The sequence below is a fragment of the Pseudomonas oryzihabitans genome, assembly GCF_001518815.1.
Lineage (GTDB): Bacteria > Pseudomonadota > Gammaproteobacteria > Pseudomonadales > Pseudomonadaceae > Chryseomonas > Chryseomonas oryzihabitans_E.
The window spans coordinates 3,389,726-3,401,924 of record NZ_CP013987.1 but is presented as its reverse complement, the minus strand read 5'-3'; the positions used below and the strand labels follow the sequence as shown (position 1 = coordinate 3,401,924).

Annotated in this window: 12 protein-coding genes; 7 read left to right on the top strand and 5 right to left on the bottom strand. The window is 65.5% G+C overall.

The window, feature by feature from the left end:
- Nucleotides 1-20 precede the first annotated feature (20 nt).
- Nucleotides 21-356 carry a DUF305 domain-containing protein gene (locus APT59_RS15495; RefSeq protein WP_059315674.1) on the bottom strand — a complete coding sequence of 112 codons (336 nt, stop codon included), beginning with the start codon at nt 354-356 and terminating at the stop codon, nt 21-23.
- A gap of 418 nt (nt 357-774) precedes the next feature.
- Here APT59_RS15495 and APT59_RS15490 point away from each other — a divergent pair, with 418 nt between their 5' ends.
- On the top strand, nt 775-1,965 hold the full coding sequence (locus APT59_RS15490; protein ID WP_059315673.1) for a sugar transporter: 1,191 nt from the start codon (nt 775-777) through the stop codon (nt 1,963-1,965).
- Nucleotides 1,966-2,127: 162 nt separating this feature from the next.
- On the top strand, nt 2,128-2,586 hold the full coding sequence (locus APT59_RS15485) for a DUF4442 domain-containing protein (protein ID WP_059315672.1): 459 nt from the start codon (nt 2,128-2,130) through the stop codon (nt 2,584-2,586).
- On the opposite strand, the gene APT59_RS15480 is transcribed toward APT59_RS15485, so the two are convergent.
- On the bottom strand, nt 2,583-4,976 hold the full coding sequence (locus tag APT59_RS15480) for a DEAD/DEAH box helicase (protein ID WP_059315671.1): 2,394 nt from the start codon (nt 4,974-4,976) through the stop codon (nt 2,583-2,585). The two genes, APT59_RS15485 and APT59_RS15480, sit on opposite strands and share 4 nt — an antisense overlap.
- Nucleotides 4,977-5,158: 182 nt before the next feature.
- Between APT59_RS15480 and APT59_RS15475 the strand changes: the two genes are divergently transcribed.
- The 3 genes from APT59_RS15475 to APT59_RS15465 all read left to right on the top strand — a co-directional run bounded on the left by APT59_RS15475 (nt 5,159) and on the right by APT59_RS15465 (nt 7,720).
- Nucleotides 5,159-6,514, top strand: a complete 1,356-nt coding sequence (locus tag APT59_RS15475; protein ID WP_174523144.1) for a cation:proton antiporter — start codon at nt 5,159-5,161, stop codon at nt 6,512-6,514.
- A 36-nt stretch (nt 6,515-6,550) separates the two neighbouring features.
- The gene (gene trhA / locus APT59_RS15470; RefSeq protein ID WP_059315669.1) at nt 6,551-7,177 is read left to right on the top strand and encodes a PAQR family membrane homeostasis protein TrhA; all 627 of its coding nucleotides are present in this window, start codon (nt 6,551-6,553) and stop codon (nt 7,175-7,177) included.
- 144 nt (nt 7,178-7,321) lie between these two features.
- Nucleotides 7,322-7,720: a septal ring lytic transglycosylase RlpA family protein gene (locus tag APT59_RS15465; RefSeq protein WP_059315668.1), complete on the top strand. Its 399-nt coding sequence runs from the start codon at nt 7,322-7,324 to the stop codon at nt 7,718-7,720.
- A gap of 6 nt (nt 7,721-7,726) precedes the next feature.
- Here APT59_RS15465 and APT59_RS15460 read toward each other — a convergent pair whose 3' ends face one another.
- Nucleotides 7,727-8,743: a GGDEF domain-containing protein gene (locus tag APT59_RS15460; RefSeq protein WP_059315667.1), complete on the bottom strand. Its 1,017-nt coding sequence runs from the start codon at nt 8,741-8,743 to the stop codon at nt 7,727-7,729.
- Between the two features lie 252 nt (nt 8,744-8,995).
- On the opposite strand from APT59_RS15460, the gene APT59_RS15455 reads away from it, so the two are divergent.
- Together APT59_RS15455 and APT59_RS15450 are read left to right on the top strand one after the other, a co-directional pair.
- Nucleotides 8,996-9,628 (top strand): DJ-1/PfpI family protein, encoded by a 633-nt coding sequence (locus APT59_RS15455; protein ID WP_059315666.1) that lies wholly within the window; start codon nt 8,996-8,998, stop codon nt 9,626-9,628.
- The gene (locus APT59_RS15450) at nt 9,622-10,245 is read left to right on the top strand and encodes a glutathione S-transferase family protein (RefSeq protein ID WP_059315665.1); all 624 of its coding nucleotides are present in this window, start codon (nt 9,622-9,624) and stop codon (nt 10,243-10,245) included. The genes APT59_RS15455 and APT59_RS15450 overlap by 7 nt, the downstream gene beginning before the upstream one ends.
- Before the next feature lie 12 nt (nt 10,246-10,257).
- Here the strand turns inward: APT59_RS15450 and APT59_RS15445 are convergent, their stop codons facing one another.
- Both APT59_RS15445 and APT59_RS15440 read right to left on the bottom strand, forming a co-directional pair.
- Entirely contained in the window at nt 10,258-11,118 is an 861-nt protein-coding gene (locus APT59_RS15445; protein ID WP_059315664.1) for an ion transporter, read from the bottom strand.
- A 72-nt stretch (nt 11,119-11,190) separates the two neighbouring features.
- A complete protein-coding gene (locus APT59_RS15440) occupies nt 11,191-12,177 on the bottom strand; it encodes a LysR family transcriptional regulator (RefSeq protein ID WP_059315663.1) in 987 nt (328 codons plus the stop codon).
- Between the last annotated feature and the right edge of the window lie 22 nt (nt 12,178-12,199).

Below are 12,199 nucleotides of genomic sequence, written 5' to 3'. Positions count from 1 at the left end.
GTCCCGCGCGCGGTGCACCATTACTTGCCGTGGGCCTTGATCCAGCGATTGAGCTGATCGATTTCCGTTTGCTGGGCCTGAATGATGTTTTCGGCCAGCGTGCGCATCTCCGGGTCCTTGCCGTGCTGGAGCTGGTAGCGGGCCATGTCGACGGCGCCCTCGTGGTGGGCCAGCATGCCCTTGGCGAAGGCCAGGTCAGGATCCTTGGCCTTGAGGCCTTCTTCCATGCCCTGATGCATGGCTTCCATGCTCTTCTGCATGTCCTGGTGGGCCTGGTGGTCGTCCTGGGCGGCACTGGCGAAACCACTGGCCAGGAGGGTGAGGGCGAGCAGGGTGGTGGGAAGGGCAATACGCATGGGGAGGGCTCCTGAACTGGCTGACGTCGCCGAGGCTAGAGCTTGCCCCTGGGGCAAGGTCAATCGCCGGACCTGTCTCGCTGGGAGCCCCGTCGCAGGAAAAGGTTTCGCGATGTTTTGTCGCACCGCCAGGTCGGTTGCGTGCGGCGCCACGGCAGCAAAAACGCCGCCGCTCAGGGAGTTGAAGCCGCTGCCTGGCGCTACGGCCTGACCTGCGCGCAACTGCGGACGGTTGTGGTAGTCCGAAACGACAGCGTAGAATTTTTACTACATCCAATTCCAATCTTCCCTACAGCAGACTTCTCGCTCGCGACCCCAGCGTCGCAGGCGGGCAATGCCTTTGCTTGTGGGTTTCTGTCGTCGGCTCCCTAACCGGGAGTCACGGTCCACCCTTTCGCTCTGGAGTAGAAGACCTTCCATGGATGCTACCGCCGAAGCCCGGAAATCCAGCTGGTCCGGTGTCATCGCCCTGGCCCTGGCCGCCTTCATCTTCAACACCACGGAATTCGTGCCGGTGGCGCTGCTCAGCGACATCGGTCGCAGCTTTGACATGCGCCCGTCACAGGTCGGGCTGATGCTGACCATCTATGCCTGGGTGGTCGCTCTGATGTCGCTGCCGATGATGCTTGCCACCCGTGCCATCGAGCGCCGACGTCTGCTGATGTTCGTCTTCGCGGTGTTCATCCTCTGCCATGGCCTCTCCGGCGTGGCCTGGAGCTTCGAGGTGCTGGTGGCCAGTCGCATCGGCATTGCCTTCGCCCATGCGGTGTTCTGGTCGATCACCGCCTCGCTCGCCGTGCGCATCGCGCCGGCCGGCAAGCAGACCCAGGCCCTCGGCCTGCTGGCCACCGGCACCTGTCTGGCCATGGTGCTGGGCATCCCGCTGGGCCGGGTATTGGGTGAGCTGCTGGGCTGGCGCTACACCTTTGTCGCCATCGCCGCCCTCGCGGTGGGCACGGTGCTCTGGCTGGCGCGCAACCTGCCGTTGCTGCCCAGCGAGAACTCCGGCTCCCTGGCCAGCCTGCCGGTGTTGTTCAAGCGGCCGGCGCTGCTGTGCATCTACCTCCTCACGGTGCTGGTGGTGACCGCCCACTTCACCGGCTATAGCTACATCGAGCCCTTTGCCGTGGAAGTGGCGGGGATGGGCGGCATGCAGATCACCGCCTTGCTGCTGCTGTTTGGTGGCTCCGGGGTGATTGGCTCGCTGCTGTTCAGTCGCTACAGCCTGAGATTCCCCAATGGTTTCCTGATCATCGCCATTGGCGGTATCGCCCTGTCGCTGCTGTTGCTGCTGCCCTTCGCCTGGAAGGACTTCATGCTGGAGGGGCTGAGCGTGATCTGGGGTATCGCCATCATGAGTTTCGGCCTGGCGCTGCAATCCAAGGTACTGGCCCTGGCCAAGGACGCCACCGATGTGGCCATGGCGCTGTTCTCCGGCATCTACAACGTCGGTATCGGTGGTGGCGCCCTGCTGGGTAGCGTGGTGGGCTCCCAGGTCGGCATGCCCTATATCGGCCTGGTGGGCGGCAGCCTGGCGGTGGCTGGCCTGCTGTTCGCGGTGTTCATGACCCGTCGCTATGCCGAGCAGCTCAACGCCAATCCGCTGTGATGGACCAGGGCGCCTCGGCTGTTTCGAGGCGCCCCGGACCGCGCGACTAGCGAGTCGCGAACTGTCTGCCGGGCCGTGCCTGCCCGCCATGGAGCGACCCGAGGTGACGCGCTAAGCTGCGGGGCACCTGGCGCTTCAGCCAGGCTGCCGGATGCGCCTGCCATGAATCGACTGCTGTTCAATCTCTTCGCCTGGACCAAGATACCCATCGCCAAGATCGCCGGCTTGCGCCTGCGTCAGCTGGACGCCACCGGCTGCCAGATGCAGGTCACCCATGGCTGGCTGAACCAGAATCCCTTCAAGAGCATGTTCTGGGCGGTGGAAGGCATGGCGGCGGAATTTTCCACCGGCTTGCTCGCCGACCTGCATATCCGCCGCTCCGGCCAGGGCTTCGCCATGCTGGTGGTGGCGATGAGCGCCAGCTTCACCAAGAAGGCGGTGGGCACCATCGTTTTTCGCTGCGACCAGGGCGCGGTCATCGCCGCGGCCCTGACCCGGGCACGGGAGACAGGCGAGCCGCAGGCCGTCCAGTTGCGTAGCGTCGGCACCGATGAAAGCGGCGAGCAGGTGGCCGAGTTCTTCTTTACCTGGAGCTTCAAGGCGCGGACGCCGACGGCCTAGCGCCCGAAGCGTCCACCTCGGCGTTCGCCACGTCCCTGGCGCCTGCCACCCTTGCCCTGGCCTTTCTCCTGTCCACGCGGCCGGCGGCGGCGCGACAGCTCGCGGGTGATGGCGTCGTTGAGCAGGTCGCGATGATCCTGGCCGCGTTCCAGGGCGGGAAACAGCTCGGGCAGACTGCGCGCCAGGTGCAGATAGGTCTCCACCACGTGCAGGGCGCTTTCCAGTCCGGCGAGATCGTTACCCATGGGAATGCGCGGCAAATCCACCGGCTCGCCGCGGGCGACCATGCGCAGCCAGCGCTGGGCCTGGCCACTGGCCGGGCCCTCCAGACCGCCGCGGATCGGCGTGCAGGCGAAGATCCAGCGCAGCTGGAAATCGATGCCGGGCAGGTCGATCAGCTTGATCCACTCGGCCAGTTCATCGGGTAGCACCGAGACGAAGGCATCGCCGTAGTTGATGTTGCGGTTGAAGGTCAGCCAGGTGCGCAGCAGGCTGGGCTCCTCCATGAAGTCGGACAGGGCGCGCAGGTGTTCCAGGCTCGGTCGCACCTGGAACTGGTGCAGGTCCACCGGATCGTCCGGGCTGTGGAACAGCCGCTTGATGTTGCGCAGCACATGGGGTTCCAGCGCGGTGATCTCGCCCTCGGCATGATGGCCGAACCGCCCGGCGCGCCCGCCGATCTGCTTGACCTCCTGCACCCGCAGCGGGCGATTCTGCACCCCGTCGAATTTCTCGTCGGTATAGAAGCACAGCGTGTGGGCGGGCAGGTTGAGGCCCATGCCCACCGCATCGGTGGCCACCATGATCTCGGTCTCGCCTTCGCGGAAACGCCGCGCCTGTTCACGACGCACCTCCGGGGAGAGGGCGCCATAGACCACCGAGACCCGACGGCCGGCCATCTCCAGCAGGCCCTTGAGCTCCAGCACCACTCGCCGGCTGAAAGCTACCAGCAGCGACCCGGGCTCCAGGCGCTCCAGGGCGGTGGCATGGCGCGCCACCGTGACCGGCGACAGGCGCTTGGTGGGCTTGATCTCCAGGCGGTCCTCGCACAGGTCGCAGAGGGTGCGCAGCGAGGGTTCGATCAGCGCCGGGCCGGTCATCAGCAGGCGTTTGGTATGGGCGCTGACCAGGGCATCGACCCAGGCCCAGCCGCGTTGCGGATCGGCCAGCATCTGCACCTCGTCGACCACCACCACCTCCCATTGCTGGCGCCGGAAGCGGGCGAATTCCTCGACGGTGCAGCAGAAGTGGGTGGCGCCCGGACGAATGATCTCTTCCTCACCAGTCACCAGGGAGCAGGGCACGCCGAGGGATTCCAGGCGCTCCTGGTTCTCCAGGGCCATCAGCCGCAGGGGTGACAGGTAGATGGCGTGGGTCACCGCCGCCATGGCCTCGATGGACCTGTGGGTCTTACCGCTGTTGGTGGGGCCGAGCAGGGCGGTCCAGGTACGGGTCAGGCGCCGGGCCGGATAGTTCTGGTGGTACTGGCCGAAGCGCGGGTTGTTTTCCAGCAGTACGGCGAAGGCCATCTTCTCGCGCTGCTGCGCCACGGCATGGCGCAGGGCCCGACGCAACTTGTCGGCCTCCAGGCGCATCAGTTCCTGCAGGCGCGGCGTGCCGAGCTGGTGCAGATCGAAGTCCAGGGCATCGGCTTCGCTCACCAGCACGGCGAAGCGCTCGCGCAGTTCCCGCTCGGCCTCCGCCTTGAGCGCGGCGACATCGGCGTCGCCGAGCAGGCGCCCCTGATTGGCCGCCAGGCGCCGGGGGATCTCCAGACGGATGTCCTCGTGGGTCAGCACCACGTTGAACCTCAGTTCGTGGCGCGTCTCGTTGAGCACCTCCACCGCGCGCGGCAGGAAGTCGTCCAGGCGGATCAGGGCCTGGGGCACCCGCTCCAGCACACGCTGGCGATCTTCCTCGGCCATCTCGGCGAAGGGCGCTGCCATCACGCCAAGCCGCTCGCGCACGCTCGCACCCAGGCGTTGCCGTACCGCGGCCTCGAAGGTGGTCGCGGAATCGCTTTCCACCAACTGCAGCGCCCAGTGAGGTTCGAGCAACTCGCTCGCCGCGCCGCCCGTGAAGAGTTTTTCGCTGCCGAAGACATCCACCGGATAGCCAAAGGTCTTGCCGGCACTGAGCAGGGCCTGGCCCAGCAAGGTATCGGGATCGGGCGTGCTGCCGGCCGCTACCGCGGCAGCTTCGTCCAGACCCAGCCAGAAGGCCTTGGCGATGCGTCCCAGGTGCGGCAGGGGATAGCCCGCGTAGGGCTTGAACCAGAGTTCCTGGTGCTGCTGCTTGGCAGTGAAGGTCGCGTGGGTGCGGCTGGCCCAGTCGAGGAATAGCTGCAGGCGGTCGAGACGGCGTTGCTTGCGGAGGCGGTGATCGCTCATGCGGGAAGAGGCTTTCCGTGGAGGGACTGTAAGGCATGGGACCCCGGTCAGGGCCTTGGGGTCACTGCAGGGCACGCCATTCGGCAGATAGGCGGCACTGTGACGGCCTTGGCGCAGTCTCCATCAGGAAGGTGGCGCCCGCCACTGGCTCTTCCTCTCCTGTTCTGGATCACGCTACCCACATGACTTTTCTCGTCTGGGTTGGGGTATTGGGATCGCTATTGATGATCCTGGCCCTGACCTCCGCTTATCTCCGTTGGCTGCCGGTGACCACTTCGGTGGTCTGCCTGGCCTTTGGCATGCTCATCAGTCCCATCGGCCTGGGCCTGGCCGAGGTCGACTTCCAGCAGTCGGCGAACTGGATCGGCCACCTCACCGAGGTGGCGGTGCTCTTCTCGCTGTTCGTCAGCGGCCTCAAGCTGCGGCTGTCGTTCCGTCGCTCCTCCTGGCACGGTGCCTACCTCCTGGCCGGGCCGGTGATGGTCCTCAGCATCGCCGGGGTCTGCCTGGTCGCTCACTATCTGCTCGGCCTGCCCTGGGGCGTGGCCCTGCTGATCGGTGCCATCCTCGCGCCTACCGATCCGGTGCTGGCCGGCCTGGTACAGGTCAACCACGCCCAGGATTTCGACCGGGTGCGCTTCGGCCTTTCCGGTGAGGCCGGCCTCAACGACGGCACGGCCTTTCCCTTCGTGCTGCTCGGTCTGCTGCTGTTGCAACATGGCGAGCCCCAGTGGGGCTGGACCCTGGAGTGGTTCCTGAAAAGCGTGCTCTGGGCGGTACCGGCGGGCCTGTTGCTGGGCTACACCATGGGCAAGGGCGTGGGCCGGTTGATGATCTACCTGCGTACCCGGCACGGTGACAGCACCATTTCGCCCAACGACTTCCTCGCCCTGGCGCTGATCGCCCTGTCCTATGTGCTGGCCGACGAGATCGGCGGCTACGGTTTTCTCGCGGTGTTCGCCGCCGGGCTGGGCCTGCGCCAGGCCGAGGTGCAGACCTCCGGCAATGCGGAAATCCCTTCCGAACAACTGGCGCAGCCGGTGATCGGGCATCTCACCGGCGCACCGGAGCACGCCACGGTGGCCAAGGCGGACGATCTCGAAGAGCCCAAGATGGCGGCCGGCGTGATGATGGGCGACATGCTCGCCTTTGGCAGCCTGGTGGAGCGCTCCTTCGAAGTGCTGCTGGTCACCCTGCTCGGCGTGGTGCTCATCACCCACTGGGACAGCCGCGCCCTGCTGCTGGGTGCCTTGCTGTTCGCCGTGATCCGGCCGCTGGGGGTAGCGACCATGCTGCCCTTCACCCGCATCGAGCGGCATCAGGGGGCGCTGATCGGCTGGTTCGGCATTCGTGGAATCGGTAGCCTGTATTATCTGTGCTACGCGCTCACGCATCATGTCACGGCCGACTGGGCCGGGACCATCGTCGACCTTACGCTGTCGGTGGTAGCCCTGAGCATCGCGGTACATGGGGTTTCCATCCAGCCACTGCTCGACCGTTATGAGCGCCTCACCGCCCGTCGCGAGGGCTCAGGCTGAACCTGAGTCACGGTGCGACCCTGACCTGGAGGACGCATGTATCACGGCGAACGTCTCAATGCCTGGACCCACCTGGTCGGCGCGCTGCTGGCGCTGGCCGGGGCCATTACCCTGGTGGTGCTGGCCAGCCTGCAGGGTGATCCCTGGCGCATCGTCAGCGTGGCCATCTACGGGGTCGCGCTGGTGATCCTCTACAGCATTTCGACCCTCTACCACAGCGTGAAGGGGCGGGCTAAACGCCTGTTGCAAAAGCTCGATCACCTGTCGATCTACCTGCTCATCGCCGGCAGCTACACGCCGTTCTGCCTGGTGACCTTGCGCGGGCCCTGGGGCTGGACGCTGTTCGGCATCGTCTGGGGCCTGGCCCTGTTCGGGATGGCGCAGGAGCTCAAGCCCCGCTCGGAAGCGCGCATCCTGTCGCTGGTGATCTACGCCGTCATGGGCTGGATCGTGCTGGTGGCGGTGGGGCCGCTGCTGGATCGCCTGGGCGGCGAAGGCTTCGCCTGGCTGGCAGCCGGCGGCGTGCTCTATACCGTCGGCATCCTGTTCTTCGTCTTCGACGATCGTTTTCGTCACTGGCACGGCATCTGGCATGGCTTCGTCATGGCCGGCAGCGCGCTGCACTTCGTCGCCATCCTCAGGTACGTGCTACCGACGCCCTAGCCTGGTCTTGAGGGGCTCGTCACAGATATGGCGGCCTATGGCCATCGGTGGCGAACCCTTGGGTGGCGGTTTGGTTCTGAGATAGCTGAACCCATTCCCAGTGCGTTGCTTTCCCCAAAACGAAGAAGAAGAGGAAGGTGAAACGTGTTCAGCCGTCCCAGATTTCTTGTATTGCTCCTGTTGCTCGCCTGCACGGCCTGCCAGGAAAAGGATGCCAAGACCGTCGCTGCACCAATCAAGAAGGAAGCCAGCTTCGAACAGCGCGGCAAGGCCTCCTTCTATGCGCGCAAATTCCATGGCAAGGAAACCGCCAGTGGCGAGACCTTCAACAACAATGAACTGGTTGCCGCCCACAAGACCCTGCCGCTTGGCACCCGGGTCAAGGTGACCAACCTGGAAAACGATCGCGCCGTCGTCGTACGCATCAACGACCGTGGACCCTATATCCGTGGACGCATCATCGACCTCTCGCGTGCCGCTGCCCGGCGAGTGGACATGGTCGAGGATGGCACCACGGCGGTGAAGGTGGAAAAACTGGAGTAGGGCGCCTCAGGCAGCCCAGACTGCCTGATCCTTGCCCTGTCGCTTGGCCCGATAGAGACTTTCGTCCGCTCGCCGTAGCAGGTCGCTCAGCGATCCGTTTGGCTCCAGACGCATCACTCCGGCGCTGAAGGTAATGCCCAGGGGGGCGGCCTCGGCCAGCCGCGTCTGCAGGGTACCCAGCAAGGCGCGTACCCGGGCATCGTCCTGTCCGCGAATCAGCAGGCCAAACTCCTCGCCACCCAGCCGACCACCCTGCAATGCCGGATCGAGCTGGTTGATCTCCCGGGCCGTGGCGATCAACACCTCATCGCCCACCTGGTGGCCGTACTGGTCGTTGATCTCCTTGAAGTTGTCGATGTCGAGCATGATGAAATGGCCGGGTGTGTCCCGGCTCGCCGCCAGCGCGGCCTCTACCTCGCGCAGGAGCTTGCGCCGATTGGCGATCCTGGTCAGCTCGTCCGTTTCCGCCAGTAGGCGATAGCGCTCCTTGAGGCTGAAGGTCCGGCGCATTCCCTGGCTGCTGGCATGGTTGTAGGCGATGCCGATGGCCAGGGCCACCGCCAGCAGCAACCCAACCAGAGGACCGGGCATGGCGGCTGGCACCAGCTGGTCCTGGCCGACGAAGAGGATGAATAGCGTGCCCAGCAGGGTGAGCAGGTAGTGGGAGAGGCGATAGGTCAGGCCACAGGTACCCAGGCCGAAGACCAGGGCGACGGGCAGATTCCAGTAGAGACCCGCGTCACCCGCATCGTTGATCTGGATCCGAAAGGCGAAGGCGAGCGCCCAGATGTTGCCGGTGAAGGCCAGACTCATCAACCGAGCGCTGCGCACCACGCTGAGCAGGGCGCTGACGCCCAGTAGAAGCAACATCACCGCGAAATAGCGTGGCTTGTAAGGGCTGCCGATCAGAGGATTGCTCAACAGGCTCAGCGGCCACATCACCAGCATCAACGGCTGCAGCACCAGCAGAGGCGTGCGCAGCACTCGCCTGACGTGCAGCTCGTAACGGTTTTCATCGTCCATCTGGTTCTCGGAGGGGGTGCTGAGAAGGGCTGCAAGTGGGAGGCCGGGTGGCGTCAGCCTATCGGCCGACAGGCTGACTACTTTAATGGCCAGGGGCCACTATCCGCTGAGCGGTGACGGATCAATGCGTCGACCCAGAGCCGTTAAGGGCCACGGGATGGCTGTATGCCTGGCTTGGCGCGGCACTGTATCTGGCCGGTCGGCCCGAAACGGGACGAGAATCCGGACTCCTCCCGTTCGTCCGGTAGCCCCATGCACCTCGCCATCCTCACCTTCGACGGTTTCAACGAGCTGGACTCCCTGATCGCCCTGGGGATTCTCAATCGCATCAAGCGCCCGGACTGGCGCGTCTCGCTGATGGCGCCCTCGCCCTGGGTGACCTCCATGAATGGCGTCCGCCTGGAGCGGCAGGCGGGCTTCGAGGAGCTGGCCGGCTGCGCCGCCGTGCTGGTGGGCAGTGGCATCCGCACCCGCGAACTCGCCTGCGATGCGGCCCTGCTGGAGCAGCTGGCCGTGCTCGATCCCGCTCGCCAGCTGATCGGTGCCCAGTGTTCCGGCACCCTGCTGCTGGCGCGACTTGGCCTGCTGGACGGCGTGCCCGGCTGCACCGATCTCACCACCAAGCCCTGGGTGCAGGACGCCGGCATCGAGGTACTGGAACAACCGTTCTTCGCCCGTGGCAACCTGGCCACGGCCGGCGGCTGCCTGGCGTCCAGCTACCTGGCCGGCTGGGCCATCGCCCGACTGCTGGGCCGCGAGGCGGCGGTCGAGGCGCTGCACTATGTCGCACCGGTGGGCGAGAAGGAGGACTATGTCGAGCGGGCGCTCGGCAACATCGAGCCCTATCTCAGCCGCCAACCTCTGGAGGTCGCTTCAGCATGTTGAAGATCCTAGGTCGCATCTCTTCGATCAATGTGCGCAAGGTGCTCTGGTGCCTGGATGAACTGGGCCTGGGCTATGAGCGCGAGGACTGGGGCGCCGGCTTTCGCTCGGCGCAGTCCGCCGAGTACCTGCAGTGGAATCCCAATGGCCAGATTCCGGTACTGCTGGATGGCGATTTCGTGCTCTGGGAGTCCAACAGCATCCTGTGCTATCTGGCCAATGCCCATGGTGGCGAGGCGCTCTATCCGTTGGCGCCACGGGACAGGGCACGGGTCGATCAGTGGCTGGACTGGCAGGCCAGCGAGCTCAACCCGGCCTGGAGCTATCCCTATCTGGCACTGGTCAAGCATCAGCCGCCAGTGCCAGATCCGCAGCGTCTGCAGGAAGGCGTCGCCGCCTGGAATGGACGCGTCGCCATCCTGGAGGCGCACCTGGCGCAACACGGCCCCTATGTGGCGGGCGAGCACTTCAGCCTGGCCGACATCGTCCTGGGCCTGTCGCTGCATCGCTGGCGGCGCACTCCGATCGAGCGGATCGCGGCGCCGGCGATCGAGGCCTATCTCGACCGCCTGGCCACCCGGCCCGCCTGGGCCTGCCATGCCAGCGACGCCACGCCTTAGGCGACCTCCGCCCTAGGACGCCGACCTATCCTGCTGACCCGCCTCGGGGCGGGGAAACAGTGGGCTGCCGCAACGGTTGCAGAAGGAGGAGTCGGGCTCGTGGGTGGGCTTCTGGCAGTGCGGGCAGTCGCGCTGCAGGGTGGCGCTGCGCATGGCATTGGCCAGCTCCGCGGTAAAGATCCCGGTGGGCACGGCGATGATCGAATAACCGGTGATCATGATCATGCTCGCCAGGGTCTGGCCCAGGGCGGTCTTGGGCACCATGTCGCCGAAGCCCACGGTGGTGAGGGTCACCACCGCCCAGTAGATGCTGCGCGGGATACTGGTGAAGCCATTGGCCGGTCCTTCGATGACGTACATGAAGGTACCGAACATGGTCACCAGGGTGCAGATGGCCAGCAGGAAGACGGTGATCTTCTGGCGACTGCTGCTCAGCGCCACCATGAGGAAATCCGCCTGGCTCAGGTAGGGCGTGAGTTTGAGCACCCGGAACACCCGCATCATCCGCAGCACCCGGATGACCAGGAAGTACTGGGCGTCGGGCGTCACCAGCGCGATGAAGGCGGGAAGCACGGCCAGCAGGTCGATGAGGCCATAGAAGCTGGTGACGTACTGCCGCGGCCGAGGCGCGCAGATCACCCGCAGCAGGTACTCGATCGCGAAGAGGCCGGTGAAGATCCACTCCAGCCCATAGAGCCAGCTGCCGTAGCGCAAATGGATGGACTGGATACTGTCGAGCATCACCACGCCGAGGCTGGCCATGATGACCGCCAGCAGCAGGGTGTCGAAGAGTTTTCCAGCCGGGGTATAGGTATGGAAGATGATGATGTACAGGCGCTCGCGCCAGGTACCTGGGCGAGGGTAGGGATCCATGGAAGCTCCTTGGCGAGGGTGTCCGGTGCACAAGGATAGCAAGGCGCCCCTCGCTGGCGGGTGGAATGCGCGTTAGAGCCGCGCCGCCACCTCGGTGGTCGCCAGCAGATGCTGGAAGCCTTCCAGCAACGCCGTTTCCGCCTGGGTCATGCGCTGCTCGCGGTGCCAGAGCAGATGCACGTCCACGTCGGCCACCCCCTCGCTGGGCGGCAGGCGCCAGAGTTCGCCAGCGGCCACGTCGTCGGCCACCACGTGCTGGGGCAGGCAGCCGATGCCGTAGCCGGCCCCGACCAGGCGGCGGATCTCTTCGAGACTGGGCGAGGAGGCCACGATGCGGCCGGTGAAGCCCTGCTGGTCGCGAAAGATGGTGAGCGGCGAGAGACTGCCGCCGATCTGGTCGCTGGTAAAGCTGACGAAGTTCTCGCCCTGCAGATCGGCCAGCGACAGCCCGTTACGGCCGAACAAGGGATGGCGCCGTCCGCAGAAGAAGGCATAGCGCTGCTGCAACAGCACCCGCTGTTCCAGCTTGGGCTGGGGCAGCCGGCACAGGGCGAGGCCCAGGGTCGCGGTCTTCTGCAACAGCGAGCTGATGATGTCCGAACTGCGCATCACGTCGATCTCCAGCTCCACCCGCGGAAAGCGCCGATGGAAGTCGGCGAGGAAGTCGTCGTAACAGCGTGACTGGATGCGGCTGATGGTGAGCATCCGCACCTTGCCCACCACGGTTTCCGTGGAGTGCTCCAGGGCGGCGCCAAGACGGGAGACGTTGCCATAGAGATCGCTGGCGATCCGGGCTACCTCTTCCCCGGCCTCGGTGAGGGCGAAGCGCGGTCCGCGACGGATGATCAGCGCGCGGTCGAGTTGCTCCTCCAGCCGCTTGAGCGCCTGGCTCACCGCCGGCTGGGTCAGGTGCAGGCGCGCGGCGGCACGACTCACGCTGCCTTCCTGGACGATTACCAGATAGGTGCGCAGGAGATTCCAGTCCAGCCGATCGTTGAGAAAGCGCCGACCCTCCTGCGTAGGCGCGGGGGAGAGCGGCCTGTCTTGATTATTAGCCATGCTTATAGATAAGTATAAGAAT